At 43.9% G+C, this 19,923-nt stretch carries 17 protein-coding genes and 2 tRNA genes; 1 reads left to right on the top strand and 18 read right to left on the bottom strand.

Annotated features, from left to right (window positions below):
* Positions 1-18 precede the first annotated feature (18 nt).
* From rplW to rpsL, 12 genes are all read right to left on the bottom strand, one after another.
* A complete protein-coding gene (rplW, locus tag A9176_RS03295) occupies positions 19-306 on the bottom strand; it encodes a 50S ribosomal protein L23 (protein WP_009999866.1) in 288 nt (95 codons plus the stop codon).
* The gene (gene rplD, locus A9176_RS03290) at positions 306-929 is read right to left on the bottom strand and encodes a 50S ribosomal protein L4 (RefSeq protein ID WP_009999867.1); all 624 of its coding nucleotides are present in this window, start codon (positions 927-929) and stop codon (positions 306-308) included. The genes rplW and rplD overlap by 1 nt, the downstream gene beginning before the upstream one ends.
* A 32-nt stretch (positions 930-961) precedes the next feature.
* The gene (gene rplC, locus A9176_RS03285) at positions 962-1,648 is read right to left on the bottom strand and encodes a 50S ribosomal protein L3 (RefSeq protein ID WP_009999868.1); all 687 of its coding nucleotides are present in this window, start codon (positions 1,646-1,648) and stop codon (positions 962-964) included.
* A 69-nt stretch (positions 1,649-1,717) separates the two neighbouring features.
* Positions 1,718-2,026, bottom strand: coding sequence for a 30S ribosomal protein S10 (gene rpsJ / locus A9176_RS03280; protein WP_002816040.1), 309 nt, complete (start codon positions 2,024-2,026; stop codon positions 1,718-1,720).
* A 300-nt stretch (positions 2,027-2,326) separates the two neighbouring features.
* Positions 2,327-3,406, bottom strand: a complete 1,080-nt coding sequence (locus A9176_RS03275) for an ABC transporter substrate-binding protein (protein WP_077282115.1) — start codon at positions 3,404-3,406, stop codon at positions 2,327-2,329.
* Between the two features lies 1 nt (position 3,407).
* Positions 3,408-4,235 carry an ABC transporter permease gene (locus A9176_RS03270; RefSeq protein WP_048702189.1) on the bottom strand — a complete coding sequence of 276 codons (828 nt, stop codon included), beginning with the start codon at positions 4,233-4,235 and terminating at the stop codon, positions 3,408-3,410.
* Positions 4,236-4,239: 4 nt separating this feature from the next.
* Complete coding sequence (locus A9176_RS03265) at positions 4,240-5,067, bottom strand: ABC transporter permease (protein WP_029509445.1); 828 nt, start codon at positions 5,065-5,067, stop codon at positions 4,240-4,242.
* On the bottom strand, positions 5,054-6,169 hold the full coding sequence (locus A9176_RS03260) for an ABC transporter ATP-binding protein (RefSeq protein WP_172412932.1): 1,116 nt from the start codon (positions 6,167-6,169) through the stop codon (positions 5,054-5,056). The genes A9176_RS03265 and A9176_RS03260 overlap by 14 nt, the downstream gene beginning before the upstream one ends.
* A 76-nt stretch (positions 6,170-6,245) precedes the next feature.
* Positions 6,246-7,439 carry an MFS transporter gene (locus A9176_RS03255; RefSeq protein WP_077282114.1) on the bottom strand — a complete coding sequence of 398 codons (1,194 nt, stop codon included), beginning with the start codon at positions 7,437-7,439 and terminating at the stop codon, positions 6,246-6,248.
* A 124-nt stretch (positions 7,440-7,563) separates the two neighbouring features.
* Entirely contained in the window at positions 7,564-9,678 is a 2,115-nt protein-coding gene (gene fusA, locus A9176_RS03250) for an elongation factor G (protein WP_010004482.1), read from the bottom strand.
* 201 nt (positions 9,679-9,879) lie between these two features.
* Positions 9,880-10,350 carry a 30S ribosomal protein S7 gene (rpsG, locus tag A9176_RS03245; protein WP_009999877.1) on the bottom strand — a complete coding sequence of 157 codons (471 nt, stop codon included), beginning with the start codon at positions 10,348-10,350 and terminating at the stop codon, positions 9,880-9,882.
* A gap of 15 nt (positions 10,351-10,365) precedes the next feature.
* Positions 10,366-10,779 carry a 30S ribosomal protein S12 gene (gene rpsL, locus A9176_RS03240; RefSeq protein ID WP_009999878.1) on the bottom strand — a complete coding sequence of 138 codons (414 nt, stop codon included), beginning with the start codon at positions 10,777-10,779 and terminating at the stop codon, positions 10,366-10,368.
* A gap of 275 nt (positions 10,780-11,054) precedes the next feature.
* Between rpsL and A9176_RS03235 the strand changes: the two genes are divergently transcribed.
* Positions 11,055-11,723: a prepilin peptidase gene (locus tag A9176_RS03235; RefSeq protein ID WP_077282113.1), complete on the top strand. Its 669-nt coding sequence runs from the start codon at positions 11,055-11,057 to the stop codon at positions 11,721-11,723.
* A gap of 9 nt (positions 11,724-11,732) precedes the next feature.
* Here the strand turns inward: A9176_RS03235 and A9176_RS03230 are convergent, their stop codons facing one another.
* From A9176_RS03230 to A9176_RS03205, 6 genes are all read right to left on the bottom strand, one after another.
* Positions 11,733-14,207 carry an ATP-dependent Clp protease ATP-binding subunit gene (locus A9176_RS03230; protein WP_077282112.1) on the bottom strand — a complete coding sequence of 825 codons (2,475 nt, stop codon included), beginning with the start codon at positions 14,205-14,207 and terminating at the stop codon, positions 11,733-11,735.
* A 129-nt stretch (positions 14,208-14,336) separates the two neighbouring features.
* Positions 14,337-15,455 (bottom strand): peptide chain release factor 2, encoded by a 1,119-nt coding sequence (prfB, locus tag A9176_RS03225; protein ID WP_029509440.1) that lies wholly within the window; start codon positions 15,453-15,455, stop codon positions 14,337-14,339.
* A 79-nt stretch (positions 15,456-15,534) separates the two neighbouring features.
* Positions 15,535-17,949 (bottom strand): preprotein translocase subunit SecA, encoded by a 2,415-nt coding sequence (secA, locus tag A9176_RS03220; protein WP_048702205.1) that lies wholly within the window; start codon positions 17,947-17,949, stop codon positions 15,535-15,537.
* Between the two features lie 129 nt (positions 17,950-18,078).
* Entirely contained in the window at positions 18,079-19,389 is a 1,311-nt protein-coding gene (gene serS / locus A9176_RS03215) for a serine--tRNA ligase (RefSeq protein WP_029509438.1), read from the bottom strand.
* A gap of 336 nt (positions 19,390-19,725) precedes the next feature.
* Positions 19,726-19,799: transfer RNA gene (locus A9176_RS03210), tRNA-Ile, on the bottom strand.
* A 25-nt stretch (positions 19,800-19,824) separates the two neighbouring features.
* A tRNA-Gly gene (locus A9176_RS03205) sits at positions 19,825-19,895 on the bottom strand.
* Between the last annotated feature and the right edge of the window lie 28 nt (positions 19,896-19,923).

Below are 19,923 nucleotides of genomic sequence, written 5' to 3'. Positions count from 1 at the left end.
TTTTCCTCCTATTTAGAATTAACCTTCGTTAAAGATTTGAATATCTTTTGAGTCTTTTGACAACGTTACGGTTGCCTTCTTCAACTTACGTGTGTAACCAACGTAACGACCTTGGCGCTTCTTCTTACCGCGAACGTTAGCTGTGTTCAAGCCAGATACTTGAACGTCGAAGATCTCTTCAATTGCCTTCTTGATTTCAGGCTTTGTGGCACGAACATCGACTTCGAAGACATAGCGCTTACGTTCTGTTTGCGCCATTGATGCTTCAGTAATGATCGGGCGACGGATAATATCGCGTGCATCCATTAGGCAAGACCTCCTTGGATTTCTTCGATTGATGATTGAACAATCACCAGCTTATCTGCATTAACAACGTCAAGTACGTTAATACCCTTTGTTGTCATAACTTGAACGTTAGCCAAGTTACGTGCTGACAAGATTGCGTTTTCGTTGTCTTCATCAACAACTACTAATGTCTTTGTGTCAACTGACAAGTTAGCCAAAACCTTCTTGAAGTCTTGTGTCTTTGGTGCTTCAAATGACAAAGCATCAACAACAACCAGCTTACCGTCAGCAAGCTTTTGTGACAAAACCGACTTCAAAGCCAATTGGTAAGACTTACGGTTAATACGGTAGGCATATGAACGAGGTGTTGGTCCGAAGACGATTCCACCACCACGGAATTGTGGTTCACGGATTGAACCGGCACGTGCACGACCAGTACCCTTTTGCTTCCAAGGCTTACGTCCACCACCAGAAACCGCTGAACGGTTCTTGACAGCATGAGTACCTTGACGCATTGATGCGCGTTGCATCAAAACTGCATCTGTGATAACGGCGTTGTTAGGTTCGATGGCGAAAACTGCATCGTTCAATTCGAGTTCAGCAGCTTGACTACCATCTTGCTTTAATACAGCAACTTTAGTCATGATTGATTGTTCTCCTTTCTATATAGTTTATATTAAGCTTCTTCAGCTGCGGCAGCAGGTGCTGAAACACCGGCCATCTTAACTTCAGGATGCTTTGCGTTAACCTTAACGGTTGACTTAATTGTCAATAGTGACTTGTTTGCGCCAGGTACGTTACCCTTCAACAACAACAAGTTGTTTTCAACGTCAACGTGGACGATAGCAACGTTTTGCATTGTGCGCTTGTGGTTTCCCATGCGTCCAGGCAAAAGCTTACCCTTGAAGACACGGTTGATGATAGCACCCATTGAACCTGGACGACGGTGGTAACGAGATCCGTGAGCCATTGGTCCACGTGATTGGCCATCCTTCTTAATGTTACCTTGGAAGCCATGTCCCTTCGTGATTCCAGTAACGTCGACGTATTCACCAGCTGCGAATGTATCAACCTTGATTTCATCCCCTGCGTTAAATTCGCCTTCCGCATTGCGGATTTCACGAACGTAGCGCTTAGGGGTCGTGTTTGCTTTTGAAGCGTGACCTTGTTCAGGTTTGTTTGACAAAACTGCGCGCTTGTCTTGGTAACCGAGTTGTACTGCATCATATCCGTCTGTTTCTACAGTTTTAACTTGCAAAACGACGTTTGGCGTAGCTTCAACAACAGTCACGGCGATCAATTCACCAGTTTCAGTGAAAACCTGAGTCATACCGACTTTGCGGCCTAAGATACCTTTAGTCATGACTAATCTCCTTAAATAATTTCTTGACTTATTTTTACCCTAACGGGTGCGAAGTTGTATTCGTTAAAATTACAACTTGATTTCGATTGCAACACCTGATGGCAATTCAAGCTTACGCAATGCGTCAACTGTCTTGTCAGTAGGGTTCACAATGTCGATCAAACGCTTGTGCGTGCGCATTTCGAATTGTTCGCGGCTATCCTTGTGCTTATGTGGTGAACGTAGAATTGTGTACAATGTACGTTCAGTTGGCAAAGGGATAGGACCAGCGATTTCTGCGCCCGTACGCTTGGCCGTTTCAACAATTTTTTCTGCTGATTGGTCCAAGATGCGGTGTTCGTATGCCTTCAAACGGATACGGATCTTCTTTTGTGCCATTATTTCGTGCCTCCTCGTTGATTTTGTAAATCAGCTAACTCCAATTAAAAACCGACAACACTGCTTGTGTTTTGCGCGCCCATGGCAACGCGGCCGCGCGTGTCGCAACCTTAATCATCATCGCTAAACATTGATACACCAGGCTTTCGGTAGGTTTATATGACTACTGTTCCAAAAGCGTACTTAACTACTATAACAGAAGAACCCTACATGCGCAAGGCTTTTATCAATTTAATTCTGCGACTTTTTCTTTTGACCAAAATTCTCTAAAAGAAAAAACCGACAAAAATTTGTCGGTTTTTAACGTTTTGACATCTTAAATTCCAAAAAGGCATCATTATATCTTTCAGTCCACTTCTGACCTAAATCATCATAGACTTGCAGATTCTTAATCGTTTCATTGCTTGGATAAAATTGCGGATCATTACGCACTGCCTTTGGCAATAAGGCCTTCGCCTTTGCGTTCGGCGTTGCGTAACCAATGTACTCCGCATTCTGGGCGGCATTCTTAGGCTCACTCATAAAGTTCAAGAAAGCATAAGCCGCTTCTTTATGCTTGGCCGTCTTTGGCATCACGATATTATCAAACCACAGGTTTGACCCTTCACTTGGCACAACATAGTGCAAATGCGGGTTATTATCGATAGCTTCAGCCGCCTCACCTGAATAGGTAACGGCAAGCCCTGCCTCATTTTGCGCCATATACATTTTAATTTCATCAGCAATGATGGCTTTGACGTTTGGCATCAGCGCTTCTAACTTCGCTTGCGCCGCAGCTAAATCAGCCACAGATTTCGTGTTAACTGATTTATGCTGGGTAATCAACGCAACCCCCAAGGCATCACGCGCTGAATCGACAAGCAAAATCTGATTGCGGAACTTTGGTGACCAGAGATCATCCCAATGTTGCACATCTTTCCCATCAACAATCTTATCGTTATAAATAATCCCTAACGTGCCCCAAAAGTAAGGCAATGAGTATTTATTCCCACGATCAAAGGATAGGTTCATAAAACGCGGATCGTAATTTTTAAGACCAGTCAACTTACTGTGATCCAATGGCAACAGCAAATTTTCACGTTTCATTTTCTGAATCATGTAATCCGATGGCACCGCCAAATCATATGACGTGCCACCTTGTTTAATTTTAGTATACATGGCTTCATTGGAATCAAACGTCTCATAACTAATCTGATAGCCCGTTTCTTTGGTGAACTTAGTCATCAAATCAGGATCAAGATAATCACCCCAGTTATACAGGTTTAACACCTTGTCAGAAGACGCATCTGACCCTGTTTTAGTCGCCAGATATTGCTGGGTGCCAAATAGTCCCCCGACAACTACCAAGATGGCGACAACGCCAAATAGCAACTTTTTCATATCACAGTCCCTCCGACGCTACCAACATCAGGTGCGTCGCACGCTTCTTATTTTTTTCAGCACGTGTTGAAATCGCATAATATACCAGTACCATGATTAATGACACGACAAACATAACGGCTGACAACGCGTTAATTTCAAGACTAACCCCTTGACGGGCACGAGAATAAATTTCAACAGACAACGTTGAGAAGCCATTACCCGTGACAAAGAACGTCACCGCAAAATCATCTAGCGAATACGTGAAAGCCATGAAGAAACCAGCCAAAATACCAGGTGAAATTACCGGCAAGACAACTCGCGTAAGCATTTGCCAATTATTGGCCCCAAGGTCTTTTGCTGCGGCAATCAATGATTGATTCATTTCCTGCAAACGTGGCAAAACCATCAACACAACAATCGGAATGGTAAACGCAATGTGTGATAGCAAGACCGATGTAAAGCCCAACGAGAAGCCCAGTACCGTGAAGAATACCAAGAATGATGCACCGATAATAACATCCGGCGACACCAACAAGACGTTATTCAACGATAAAAAGACATTCTTCATAACGCCGTTTCTTAAATTGTAGACATATAAAGCGCCTGCCGTACCAATGACACTTGATATCAATGAAGCAGAGATGGCCAGCAACAGCGTGCTGACAACAATTTCGGCAATTCGCGTATCAGCAAACAGTTCGCCATAATGTTTCCAAGAGAAGCCATCCCAGCCTTGCATGACATCCCCGGCATTAAATGAATAGACAATCAGGAAAAAGATGGGTAAGTACAACAAGATAAAGACGAACCAGAGATAGATGTTGGCCCACTTAATTTTTTTATGCATCTGCTTAACCCCGCTTTCTCGACGAACGACGTGCACGATCACGCGTCAGAATCATCGTAATGACCATCGCAACAATTAAAATTACACCAATTGTTGACCCCAAACGCCAGTTTTGCGTCACCAAGAAATGTTCTTCAATGGCCGTTCCCAAAGTAATCACCCGATTACCACCGATCAATCGTGTCACCATAAATAGTGACAGACTTGGAATAAAGACTGCTTGGATACCAGCTTTTACCCCAGGCATCGATAATGGCATAATCACCCGCCAAAGCGTTTGCCAGCGATTAGCACCCAAATCTCGACTGGCTTGTGCAAGACGTGGATTAATTTCGGCTAACGAATTAAAGATTGGCAGAATCATGAAGGGAATTTCAATGTAGGCCGCCACCAACAAGAAACTCCAGTTAGAAAACAAGAGTTGCTGTGGCACAATGCCCCATAAGCCCAAAAAGTTATTGACCGTACCAGATTTTGATAACAAACCAATAAATGCATAAGTTTTGAGCAATAAGTTAATCCACGTTGGCAAGATGATCAACAACAACCAAAATTGTTTATGCTTTAATTGGTTCAAGAGGTAGGCGGTTGGATAACTGATCACGACCGTAATGACCGTAATCAAAAACGCATACCACACCGAGTTAATCGTCATTAACAAGTACGTCCCACTACTAAAGTAGGTCTCATAGTTACGCAACGTAAAATGACCATCTTGGGTCGTTAATGATTGGAATAGCAACAAGACAAGTGGCACAATGACAAATAGCACCAACCAAGCACCATAGGGTACCAGGTAGAATAATTGTCGCTGCTGATTACGCTTTGCCATCATCGCTATCATCCTCATAACTTTCCAAACGCGCGTCAAAGTCATCTTCTGATTCGTTAAAGCGCATGATATGAATATCTTCTGGATCAAACGTCAAACCAACGCGTTCACCAATCGTTGATTTGTTTGTGGCTTGCACTTGCCATTCATTCCCATCATCATCAATGGCGGTGATTTCATAATAATCACCACGGAATGACTGATCATCAATCGTGACCACCAACTTACCGTTTTCAACACTCGTCAAATCCAAATCTTCAGGACGAATCACGACTTCAACCTTTTCATTTGGTCGCATACCGGCGTCGACGTTTTCAAAGTCTTTGCCTGTGAAGTGAACCAGATAATCTGCCTTCATAACGCCATCTAAAATATTAGATTCACCAATGAAATCCGCCACGAAATGGTTGATTGGTTCATCATAAATATCTTCTGGTGAGCCATTTTGTTGGATGACCCCGTCATTCATGACATAGATCCAATCAGACATGGCCAAAGCCTCTTCTTGATCATGCGTGACAAAGACGAAAGTAATTCCCAAACGTTGTTGAATTTCACGTAGTTCATATTGCATGTCCTTACGTAACTTATAATCCAACGCTGATAGTGGTTCATCCAACAACAAGACTTCAGGATCATTTGCTAAAGCACGCGCAATGGCGACACGTTGCTTTTGACCACCGGACAATTCATTAATTTCACGATCGGCATACGCTGACAATTTTACCAAGTCCAACATTTCCATCACTTTGGTCTTGATGTCAGCCTTGCTCATCCCTTTAATACTCGGACCAAAGGCAACATTGTCAAAAACATCCATATTAGGGAACAAGCCATAATCTTGGAAAACCGTGTTCATGTGGCGCTTTTCAACCGGCACATCGTTAATCACTTTTCCCTCAAACAAAATATCACCATGTGTCGGCGTTAATTGGCCTGAAATCAGATTAAGAATCGTTGTCTTCCCTGACCCCGAAGGCCCTAGCAACGTATAAAACTTCCCCGCTTCAAGCGCTAAGTCAATGTTCTTTAGAACTTGGTTATCATCATAAGACAAGCCAACGTTCTTAAATTCAATAATTGGTGTTGATGTGTTAGTCAATTCCCAACCCTCACTTTTAGTCAATAGAACTATTGTATCAAGAAAAGCACGCAAGTTCATTACTTGCGTGCTTTTTTTATGATAAGATTTTATGTTGTTTTTCCACTAAAACAATTGCAATCGTCATCAAAATGAACAAAATGATCATCACCACGATTTGTGGTACCCAACTATGGAACCAACCATAGCCATATCCAAATAACGCTGGCCCTAAGGCAGCAATGACATACCCACCACTTTGCGCCATACCAGATAATTCTGCGGTCTGGATTGGTGTGGTTGTTTTCAAACTAAAGGTTGTCATAAGATAAGGGAATAAAATCGACGTGCTCACCCCAATCAATAGATTGACACTTAACCAATAGCCAAAATGGTTATTGGGCACTAAGAGCAAAAGATAGCCCACAATCCCAACCACCGAAGACACACCAACCAACCATTGCCGACCGACAGACGATAAACGAGCAACAATCGTTGGAATTGTCAACGCAAACGGTAACCCGATCAAGGCATTAATACCGGCAAACACACTCGCGACTGATGCCGATAGCCCAGTTTGAATCGCCATTGTCGGTCCCCAAGCCATTAAAATGTAAAACATAGCCGATTGGACACCAGCAAAATACAACAACAACCAGGCATACCGGTTACGCCAAACATGGGCATCGGTCGGCCGCTTCACACCCGTCGGTGTGGTGGCTAACGACTGCGGATGCTTGGCAGCAAAACTCACATTGGGTAACCATACCAAAAAGGCAATCCCGATTACCGTTGTTAATAATAAAATAAACACGTGCCAATGCGTTGCTTCAGCAATCGGTGCCGATAACCCTGCCCCAACTGCGGTGGCTAACATCATACTAAAGGTAAACGTTGATGTCATCGGCCCAACTTTATTAGGGAAGTACAGCCGAATCACACTGGGCAGGAGGACATTCATATGGGCGATGCCAACCCCAATCAGTAATGTCCCAATATAAAGGAGCGGTGTATTAATAATCCGGATCCAAGAGCCGACGACCATCACAATCAGCATCACGGCAAAAGTTCGCTCTAAGCCTAATTTTTCTGCCGTCTTCGGCGCAATAGAGGAAAAAATCGCAAAGGCAATCAGTGGTATCGTCGTCAAAATACCTAACTGACCAACTGGAACGTGTTGTGTTTTGGCGATATGTGAAATAATCGGTGGAATCGACGTAAACGGAATACGTAAGACCATACCAATCACGATAATGCCCGGTATCAAAAACTTACTGTGCTTTTTCAGCATAAATTCTCCTCAATTTATCGACACAAAACGGCGTCACCCGATTGGGTGACGCCGTTTTAACTGGACCGTCTGTCAGTATTATCTACTGAATAAACTCATAATCTACGGTATCAGATTAATGATATTAATCTTCTTTGTTACCGCTGTTCTTGATAATTTCATCTTGGATGTTCTTTGGCACAGCTTCATAGTGATCAAAGACCATTTGGAATGTACCACGACCTTGCGTTGCTGAACGCAAAGTTGTTGCATAACCAAACATTTCTGACAAAGGCACCTTCGCCTTAACTGCCAAAACAGGACCACGAGATTCTTGACCTTCGATCATACCACGGCGTGCTGAAACGTGTCCCATCACATCACCAAGGTTATCTTCAGGGGCAACAATGTCAACCGCCATGATTGGTTCAAGAATAACGGCACCGGCTGTCTTTGAAGCTTCCTTCAAGGCCAATGACGCAGCAATCTTAAAGGCTGCTTCAGAAGAATCGACATCGTGGTATGAACCATCATACAACTTAGCCTTCAAGTCAACCAATGGGAATCCAGCCAAAGGACCAGCATTCAAAGCATCCTTCAAACCAGCTTCAACTGATGGAATATATTCACGAGGCACAACACCACCGACGATGGCGTCTTCGAATTCAAAGCCAGCACCTTCTTCGTTTGGTGAGAATTCGATGTAAACATCACCATATTGTCCCTTACCACCAGATTGACGCTTGAAGTATCCACGCGCTTGCACTGTTTGTGTAAAGGCTTCACGGTAAGCAACTTGTGGTGCACCAACTGTTGCTTCAACGTTGAATTCACGGCGCATACGATCAACCATAATATCCAATTGCAATTCACCCATACCAGCGATCAAAGTATCACCAGTTTCAGGGTTTGTTGTGGCACGGAATGATGGATCTTCTTCCGCCAACTTTTGGATGGCATTTGACAACTTGTCTTGGTCAGCCTTAGTCTTTGGTTCGATAGCCAATTCGATCACTGGTTCTGGGAATTCCATTGATTCAAGAATCAATTGGTGGTCCACAGCAGTCAAAGAATCACCAGTTGTTGTGTTCTTCAAACCGATTGCCGCAGCGATATCACCAGAGAAGACTTCTTCGATTTCTGTACGTGATGTCGCGTGCATTTGTAGCAAACGACCAACACGTTCACGTGTATCAGAAGATGTGTTTTGTACGTATGAACCTGATTGCAAAGTACCAGTATACACACGCATAAATGTCAAACGACCAACGAAAGGATCAGTCATGATCTTAAATGCCAAAGCAGCAAATGGCTTGCTGTCATCGGCAATCAAGTCAACTTCTTCACCAGTCTTTGGATCAGTCGCGATATATGGCTTAACATCCAAAGGTCCTGGCAAGTAGTCAACAACCGCATCCAACATCATTTGCACACCCTTATCCTTGTAGGCTGAACCTGCAAGCACTGGGTAGAATTGCAATGCCAAAGTGGCACGACGGATCGCTGCCTTCAATTCATCAACAGAAATGTCTTCACCTTCAAGGTACTTTTCCATCAATTCATCATCAACATCCGCAACAGCTTCGATCAACGTGTTACGCTTTTCTTCAGCTAGTTCCTTCAATTCGGCAGGAATTTCACGTGGTTCCCACTTTTCACCCAAGTCATCAACTGGGTAGTAAGCTTCTTGTGTAATCAAGTCAATGATCGCTTCGAAGTCATCTTCAGCACCAATTGGCCATTGGATAGCTTCAGCATTAACTTGCAAACGTTCATGAATTGAGTTAACTGACATTTCAAAGTCAGCACCCATCTTATCCATCTTGTTAACGAAGACAATACGTGGCACGTCATATGTTGTTGCTTGACGCCAAACAGTTTCTGTTTGTGGTTCAACACCGGCAGCACCATCAAGCACGGCTACGGCACCATCAAGCACACGCAAAGCACGTTCAACTTCGATTGTGAAGTCCACGTGACCTGGTGTATCGATGATGTTAACACGGTAAGGTGTCTTAGCGAATTGGTCAAAGAATCCACGCCATACCGCTGTTGTAGCGGCTGATTGGATTGTGATTCCACGTTCCTTTTCTTGTTCCATGAAATCCATTTGTGAAGCACCATCGTGTGTTTCACCAATCTTGTGAATTTTACCTGTGTAGTACAAGATACGTTCCGTAGTGGTTGTCTTACCCGCATCGATGTGGGCCATGATACCAATGTTACGTGTACGTTCTAGTGGGTATTCACGTTTTGCCATTGTGAGTTATCTCCTGGTTTTTGTTCTATATGCAACAAAAAGCGACACAGAATTGTGTTCGCTTTTTGACGGTAAAAGCCAATAGCGTTTTACCATCTACTGTCATTTTACACTATTTATTGTGACCGTGAACAATTAAATTCTAAGCAACAATAAATCAACGTAAGCAGTCATGACGCAAACTGAATTGCGCCACGCGTTTTACCAACGATAGTGCGCAAATGCACGGTTAGCTTCAGCCATCTTGTGTGTGTCTTCGCGCTTCTTTACAGATGCACCAGTGTCATTAGCGGCGTCCATGATTTCCTTAGCTAAACGTTCATCCATTGTGTGTTCGTTACGCAAACGTGAGTAGTTTACCAACCAACGCAATCCCAATGTTGTACGACGGTCTGGGCGTACTTCGATTGGCACTTGATAGTTAGATCCACCAACACGGCGAGCCTTAACTTCCAATACTGGCATGATGTTTTCCATAGCTTGTTCGAAAACTTCCAATGGATCGTTACCAGTTGCTTCCTTGATACGATCAAAAGCATCGTACAAGATAGTTGACGCAGTTCCACGCTTACCATCAAGCATCAACTTGTTGATCAAACGTGAAACGAGCTTTGAGTTGTAAATTGGGTCAGGCAAAACTTCCTGACGCTTAGTATAACCTTTACGTGGCATTTGTCAGTCTCCTTCTTACTTCTTTGGCGCCTTTGTGCCGTACTTTGAACGTGATGTCTTACGTCCATCAACACCAGCTGTATCCAATGCACCACGGATGATGTGGTAACGTACACCAGGCAAATCCTTAACACGACCACCACGGATCAAAACAACAGAGTGTTCTTGCAAGTTGTGACCAATACCTGGGATATATGCTGTAACTTCGTACAAGTTTGAAAGACGAACACGGGCGTACTTACGCAAAGCTGAGTTAGGCTTCTTTGGTGTCATTGTACCAACACGTGTTGCAACACCACGCTTTTGTGGTGCAACATTGTTTGTTGCTTTCTTCTTCATTGAGTTATAGCCGAAGTTCAAAGCTGGTGACTTTGACTTAGTCGCCTTTGACTTACGAGGCTTGCGAACCAATTGGTTAATTGTAGGCATGCTACGGTCTCCTTAAAATTTTATTAGTTACACAGTTCCAGGTGTGTCATTTCTGTCTTTAAACAAAAATGCTTACTGGAAATCTGCTGACAATTGCCTTTACAGCGCCGTTCAGCACGTTGTGAATAGCTCACAGAACAGATTACTTAAAAGCACGTCCAATATAATACCAGATTGACAGTGATTGTCAATAGGTTTAACAGCATCTCTTTAAAAATTGTGGAAAACAGTTGCTTTCAGCAAGTATTTTCCACAATGACTGCGTATGATATCTTATGACTATACTCGTTATTTTTCTACTCAATACTTGTCTTATCTCAAGTCTCATGTGTCTCAACGACCGCTTAACTCACAAGATACCCTTAACCACGCAACGCTCATTTTGTTGGCATTGCGGGCATGTTTTAGCCTGGTTTGATCTCATCCCTATCGTGTCGGCGCTGTTAACCAAAAGCCGCTGTCGCTATTGCCAACAGCCCTACGGTTATACCTACGTCTTATTTGAATGCCTTGGTGGTATTATTGGCACTTGGTTATTCCCTGAACCAGAACTGTGGCTAACAGCCCTGTGCCTCTTTTTCCTAGCTTTAGAAGACTGGGACCAACAAGCCATTCACGCCAATCTACTCTTCCCCTGGCTGGCTTACTTGGTATGGATTCGTTGGGAAACGCCACAACTGTTAGTCGTTGGGATGTTTGCCGTGATTTGCCTGTGGCTCATTTATGTGCGCCATGCCCTGGGTAGCGGTGACTTGCCTGTCCTGATGGTGATTGGTTTGGTATCATCCCCCATTATTTTGGCGCTGACGCTCCTTACCGCAGCACTCATCACTTATGGTTATCTCCAGTATTATACGCGACGATGCGCCCCGTTTGTACCCTTTTTACTCGTGAGTTGGCTAAGTGTCATCGCCATTGAAAAAGTGACCACATCCGTGATGTGATCACTTTTGTTAAGCATGTGTGATGACTTTTTTCTGCGGCTTAATGGTGATGTTAATATCGCCTTGTTTTGCCCCAATCGTCACAATACTATCGGTGGTAATATTGCCACGCAATAGTGCCTCACTTAATGCATCTTCAACTTTTGTTTGTAAGACACGACGAATTGGGCGTGCCCCATATTCTGGATCAAAGCCGGCATCAGCAATCACATCAATCGCAGCTGGTGTGATTTTAACTGAAATTCCCTGTTCAGCGACCCGTTGTAAGATATCCCGACTCATGAGCTTCACAATCGTATGAATTTCAGGCTTCGTCAACGGTTCAAAAACAACCGCCTCATCTAGTCGGTTAATAAATTCAGGTCGGAAAGTTTCTTTCAACGTTTCGCGAATTTTTTCAGCAACCGCGGCATTATCATTTTTCAAGTCAACGGCACCAAAGCCCATGGCTTTTTCATCACGTAATCTTGTTGCCCCAAGGTTTGACGTCATGATAATAATCGTATTCCGAAAATCAACCTTGCGCCCCTTAGAATCCGTTAGGAAACCATCATCAAATACTTGCAACATGAGGTTGAAAATATCCTGATGGGCCTTTTCAGCTTCATCTAACAAGATAACGGAATAAGGATGATTACGGACTTGCTCTGTGAGTTGACCACCCTCATCATAACCAACATAACCAGGTGCTGAGCCGATCAAACGTGACGCTGACCAACGTTCTTGGTATTCAGACATATCAATCCGAATCATATTATCTTCATTACCAAAGACAGCCTCTGCTAAAGCCTTGGCCAACTCTGTTTTCCCAACTCCTGTTGGCCCCAAAAACATAAAGGTTCCAATTGGACGACTTGGATCTTTCAAGCCAGAACGGGCACGACGAATGGCACGAGCAACCGCAGAAATTGCTTGCTTTTGTCCCACCACACGACGGCCCAACACTGCTTCCAAATTAACGAGTCGTTGCTTTTCGTTCTTTTCAAGTTGCGTTAGCGGCACACCAGTCTGCTGTGAAATCACTTCCTCGATGTCTTCCGCCGTCACGTGCAAATCGTATTGCGGGCGGTCAGCCGCCGTTTGGTTGGCCATTTTCGCGGCCAACTTATCTAACTTATTTTTGACTTTCATTTCTTCGGCACGTAGCTCGGCCGCCTTTTCAAAGTCAAGCGCCGTAATGGCTTGATCCTTCGCTTCTGTCAATTCAGCTAGACGTAACTGGTTTTTTTGCAGGGCATTTGGCTTATCAACCGCATCAATGCGTACCTTAGCACCAGCTTCATCCATCAAATCAATTGCCTTGTCAGGCAAGAAACGATCCGTAATATAACGTGACGATAGTTTCACAGCTGCTGCAATCGCTTCATCATCGATTTGCACTTGATGATGCGCTTCAAACTTTGGTCGAATGCCAGTCAAAATCGCCATCGCATCCGTTTGTGACGGTTCATTGACCGTCACTGGTGCAAAACGCCGTTCCAAAGCAGCATCTGACTCCACATACTTTTGGTACTCGTCAAAGGTCGTGGCGCCTAATGTTTGAATTTCACCACGTGCTAACGCTGGCTTTAAAATGTTAGAGGCATCAATCGCCCCCTCAGCACCACCAGCACCAATCAACGTGTGAAGTTCATCAATAAATAGAATGACTTGCCCATCATGATAAATTTCATCAATGATCTTTTTTAAGCGATCTTCAAATTCACCACGATACTTTGTCCCGGCAACTAGTGAACCCATATCCAATGCCATCAGGCGCTTGTTTTTAAGTGAATCAGGGACATCATTGGTCACAATACGTTGCGCTAAACCTTCGGCAATCGCGGTTTTTCCAACACCTGGTTCGCCAATCAAAACCGGATTATTCTTCGTCCGGCGTGACAAAATCTGTACGACACGTCGCACTTCACCTGAACGTCCGACAATCGGATCCATCTTGTTATCCTTGGCTAATTGTGTCAAATCACGTGCCAAACCGTCTAATGTTGGCGTACCCTGTGGTTGCTGGCGGTCATGTTGTTTCATTTGCTTGCGCACGTCTGTCACACCCAACTTACGTAGGATAGCACGCCGCATTTCTTGCAAGTTGGCATCCAAAGCTAGCAAAATCCGTGATGATAAAATACTTTCATCTTGTAACAGTGCTAAGAGAATATGCTCTGTACCCACTCGTGGTTGGGCTAACGCCCGTGATTCTTCGCCTGCTTGCCGTAAAATATCAGCCGCCTTTGGTGAATAAGGGAGATAACTATTTTTGTCATAACGTGATGTCATGCCATAGCCAGTAAAGTGTTCAATTTCTTCACGAATATCGTCATCCGTCACATTAAACTGGCCTAAAATTTTACTCGCGATACCTTCTTTTTCAATCGCTAAAGCAAGCAAGAGGTGTTCTGTACCAACAGCCTGATGCTTGAAATATTTTGCCTGTTCTTGTGCTAAAACGAGGACGTTTTGCGCACTAGGTGTGTATGTGTTATCCATATTATGCCCTCCATTTTTAAGGCAATCGCGTCTCAGATTGACTTATATTATAACGCACGTGACGGGGTTTAGAAACTAATCTGTTTCATAATGCAAAAAGCCGAAACAATCCGTTTCGACCTTTATGGGTTAATTTGGGTTTTTTAAACTCAATTGCCATTGCAAATAGGCATTAATGAACGGATCTAAGTCCCCATCAAGTACTTGTTGTGGCTGATTGGTTTCGTAGTTCGTCCGGTGATCTTTGACCATCTGATAAGGATGCAAAACATATGACCGAATTTGTGATCCCCAGCCGTTTTCCATCTTTTCACCCGTTAAGGCGGCACGTTCCGCTGCTTGCTTTTCTAATTCAAGCTGGTACAACTTTCCCTTCAACAAACGCATAGCATAGTCACGGTTACCGTACTGCGTCCGTTCAACAGTTGATGACACAACGATACCGGTTGGTTCGTGCGTCAACCGGACACCGGTTGACACCTTGTTGACGTTTTGTCCACCAGCACCACCTGAACGGAAAACATCCATCTTGATGTCATCATCACGGACTTCAACTTCAATCGTGTCATCCAATTCCGGCATCACATCAACACTGACGAAACTCGTATGACGACGACCCGCTGAGTCAAATGGCGAGATACGCACAAAGCGGTGCACACCTTTTTCACTCCGTAAGAAGCCATAAGCATTGTGCCCAGAAATCTTAATCGTCGCACTGTCAATCCCTGCTTCGTCACCAGCGTGATAATCTAACACTTCCACTTGGAAACCGTGCTGCTGGGCCCAACGCGTATACATCCGATACAAGTTGGCCCCCCAGTCAGTTGATTCTGTCCCACCAGATCCTGGATGCACTTCCAAAATGGCATTGTTGGCATCATAAGGTTCAGTTAACAGTTGTTCCAAATTGTAGGCTTCAACATCTTTTTGAACTTTTTCCACACTGGCCGCTAGTTCGGCTGCGGTATCCTCATCTTCCGGATCTTCAGACAACATTTCAATAAGTACAGCGATTTCTTCTGCCTGATTTGTCAAGTTTAAAAATGAATCCCGACGATTCTTCAAAATATTATTTTCTTCAATGACTTTTTGTGCCTTAACATTATCGTCCCAAAAACCTGGTTCTGTCATGCGGTTTTCAAAATCAGCAATTTCTTCTGTTAACGCTTCTAGATCCAGAGTGCCACGAAAACGGGCAATATTTTCTTCGATATCTGCTAAAGCATGTTTAGCATCAATAATTTCCATTCCAGTATCCCTTCAAAACAAAAACGAACACAAGGTTCGTTATAATTATGCAACCGTCAACCATCAGGCATGGTAACTCTTAAGCTTGTAAGTTTTGACGGATTTCTGCTTTCATAAAGGTGCGTGTCGCATCATATTCAACATCAGCAATCATTTTGTTGAAGTTGTCAAACGCTTCGTTTTGATATTCAATCAGTGGGTTCAATTGACCATAGCCACGCAGTCCAACACCTTGACGCAAACGATCCAAGGCATCGATGTGGTCTGTCCAATGTTGATCAATGGCACGAAGAATGACCACTTTTTCAAATTCTAACATTTGTGCCGGATCATAGAGTTGCCCCTGCTTAACCCGATAATTTTCTTTTGCTAAGTTTAATAGCAATGCCTTGATACCATCACGGTCTAACCCTTTTAACTGGGCAACCGAAATATCATTTTCATTCACCAAAACATTACCGGCGAAGGTAACGATTTGATCCAAATGCCATTCCGCCGGCTTCTTACCTTTGGTTTGTGCATCAACGACGCGATTAATTGTCCGTTCAACCATTGGCATAAGGACCCAATCCAATGATTTTGTTTCATCAATGACGATATCCCGTTGACGATACATTAATTCACGTTGTTCACGGACAACATCATCATATTGCAACACGTTTTTACGCGTATCGTAGTTGTTACCTTCAACACGCTTTTGGGCGGACTCAACAGAACGGGTGATCAAACGGTTCTTAATCACTGTCTCTTCTTCATCCAAATTCATGCGTTCCCAAATCAAGCGAATACGTTCGGCACCGAAACGAATCATCAAATCATCTTCCAATGACAAAAAGAATTGTGAGAAGCCTTCATCACCTTGACGACCAGCACGACCACGTAATTGGTTATCAATTCGGCGAGACTCATGACGTTCTGTGGCAATCACGGCTAGCCCACCTAATTCAGACACACCAGGGCCGAGCTTAATATCTGTTCCACGTCCCGCCATGTTAGTCGCAACGGTTACGGCACCGCGTTGTCCCGCGTTAGCAATAATTTCAGCTTCTTTGGCGTTATTTTTAGCATTCAACACGTTATGTGGGACATTTTGTGCCATCAGAATTTTCGACAACAATTCAGATGATTCAACAGACCCTGTCCCAATTAAAATTGGTTGCCCCTTGGCGTGTAATTCTTGAATTAATTTGACCACCGCATTGTACTTCGCACGCATCGATGGGTACAACAAATCCGGATAATCCACACGCTTAACTGGGCGGTTAGTTGGAATCGTAATAACTTCCATGTTGTAGATTTCGCGTAATTCTTCTTCTTCCGTCTTGGCTGTTCCCGTCATACCAGACAGCTTCTTGTACATCCGGAACAAATTCTGATAAGTAATTTGCGCCATTGACTTATTTTCTTCTTGAATTTCAACGCCTTCTTTGGCTTCAATCGCTTGATGCAAGCCATCTGACAAGCGTGTCCCTTCAGAAATACGACCCGTTGACTGGTCAATCAACTTGACTTCGCCATCTTGCACCACATAGTCTTTATCATTAATGTAGTTAAAGTTGGCCCGAAGTGCTTGGTCAATGTGGTGCGTTAAAGCTGTATCGCCAGCGGCATATAAATTATCCAAATTAAAGAAGACTTCTGCTTTATGAATCCCTTCATTGGTCATCATCGTTGTCTTGGCTTCTTCATCAATCTTATAATCTTCGTCACGTACCAGTGTTTTTACAAAACGATCAGCCCGTGCATATAATTGTGAGACACCTGATCCAGGTCCTGAAATGATCAACGGTGTCCGCGCCGTATCGATTAAAATTGAATCCGCTTCATCAATCAACGCAAAGTTTAAACCACGTTGCATCACGCGTTCATCGGCACGATGTACCATGTTATCCCGCAAATAATCAAACCCAATATTAAAGTTTGTTGAATAGGTGATGTCAGCATTATATGCCGCCCGCTTTTCATCAGCTGGCGCATCACCGACATTCACACCAACTGTTAGGCCAAGCCAGTTATAAAGCTGACCCATTTGTTCAGCATCTCGCGCTGACAAATAATCGTTGACGGTCACCACATGTACACCACGACCTGATAGGGCATTCAAATAAACCGCCATCGTTGCTGTTAGTGTCTTACCTTCACCGGTACGCATTTCCGCTAAATTACCGCCGTGTAACACCGCAGCACCCATAATTTGAACACGGAATGGGTACAATCCCAAGACACGCTTAGCGCCTTCACGTGCGACCGCAAAAGCTTCTGGCAATATCTCATCTAATACCTTTGATAGGGCTTTATTTTGTTTATCCTTATCTGTCGCTTCAGCTACCGCTGCTGCAATTTTTTCCTGGAAAAATGGCGTTTTAGCTTGTAATTGCGCGTCAGTTAACGCTGACATTTCATCAGCATAACTTTCAACTTGATCGGCAATATTGTTTAATTTTTTTAGTTGCTTTTTTGAATTATCAACTAATTTACGTATTGGATTTGCCATTGTTTTTAGCACACAACCCGAATCAGTTGCGTGTGTCTCCTCTGAAATATGAATTTGTGTGTTCTACCGCACAATAGTCTACTATAAATTGTAGCAAAAAAAGCCCAATAAATATAGGCTTTTCATCGATTAATAATGCGCTGTTGGCGACAAGGTCTCTTGCCCACCCATGTAAGGCCGTAGCACTTCAGGGATTGTTACTGTCCCATCTTCATTTTGATAGTTTTCCAAAATGGCTGCGACTGTCCGGCCAACGGCTAGACCTGATCCATTTAATGTGTGCACCAACTGCAATTTATCATTGTCATCGCGATACGTAATGTGCATACGACGTGCTTGGAAGTCCTCTGTGTTTGATACTGATGAAATCTCGCGGTAAACCTTTTGTTGTGGCATCCACACTTCAATATCATAAGTCTTTGCTGCTGAGAAGCCCATGTCCCCCGTTGATAGCATCACAACATGATAAGGAAGGCCGAGCTTTTGCAAAATGTTTTCCGCATTGGCTGTCATGCTTTCCAATTCGGCATATGATTGTTCCGGCTTGGTAAACTTCACCATTTCCACCTTATTGAATTGGTGCAAACGAATCAAACCACGCGTATCTTTCCCAGCTGCCCCAGCCTCCTTACGGAATGATGGTGACAACGCAGTAAATTTGATTGGCAAATCTTCACTCGGGATGGTTTCCCCAGCGTAATAGTTTGTCAGTGGGACTTCGGCTGTTGGAATGTAAGTTTGGGCCAACCCTTCTACCCGATAAGCATCGTCTTGGAACTTTGGATACTGACCTGTGCCAAACATCGCTGTATCATTCACCACAATTGGGGTAATCATTTCGGTATACCCTTCTTGTCGATGTTCATCAAGCATAAAGTTGTAAACAGCACGTTCCAAGCGTGCCCCGTCACCAACATAATACAAGAAACGTGCCCCAGAAACCTTAGCGCCACGTTCAAAGTCTAAAATACCAAGAGCTTCCCCAATCTCATAGTGCGCCTTCAACCAACTTGGTGTGTCCGCCAATGCCTGTGGTCGTGTCCCATAGTCAGCTGGTTCCCAAACGCGCTGCTCAACATTTGCTGTATCGTCTGGACCCACTGGTACTTCTGGCGCTGCTAAATTAGGCAAATGGGCTGCCAAATTCTTCACCGCCTCATCCAACTCTGATTGACGTGCATCTAGGGCTTTGATTTCCGCACCAACTTGTTGCATCGCCGCAATGGCTTCGCTTGCATCTTCTTTGTTACGCTTAGCATAGGCAATTTTATCCGACACGGCGTTACGTTGGGCCTTCAAATTTTCAACTTGTTGGATGGCTTCTCGCCGTTCTTGATCCAGGGCCAACAACTCTTGCAACTTTTCTGCTGGTACGCCCCGATCAAGCAACCGCTGCGTTGCCTCAGCTTCATTTTTGCGCAAATACTTCATGTCTAACATTATTCTGCTCCTTTAATTTTAAAGTCTAATATAAAAGCGCGTTGCCATCCCATCCAACAGGACAAGGGACGAAAACGCGCTTCCGTGGTACCACCCAGATTTTGTACACAAAAAGCGTACAACACTCATTTTCTGATAACGGAGAGTTCCGAGTGGCATTACCCACTAAACGAGACTTACTGGAGTTTCGGCGTATTGTTTCTCATCAACCAACAATTTTCTGAAAGTGCCTAATTATGGTAAGCTATTATCTCTATTGTAACGAAAAAAAAAATAAAAGGCAAGATTCATTTCCGCAAGAAAAAAGAGGCAGCTTTACGCTACCTCTCTTATTGATGGGCCTGACAGGACTCGAACCTGTGACCCCTGCGTTATCAACACAGTGCTCTAACCAACTGAGCTACAGGCCCCTCTTATGTCTATTCCTAAACATAAAGCGAATGACGGGAATCGAACCCGCATAGCCAGCTTGGAAGGCTGGAATTCTACCATTGAACTACATTCGCAAAGCTTTCTGTCTGATACCTCTGGTAT

Origin of the sequence: Leuconostoc garlicum, assembly GCF_001998805.1 — a bacterium.
Taxonomy (GTDB): Bacteria; Bacillota; Bacilli; order Lactobacillales; family Lactobacillaceae; genus Leuconostoc; species Leuconostoc lactis.
Note: the sequence above shows the minus strand (reverse complement) of the source record. Positions and strands in the feature narration are given on the sequence as shown.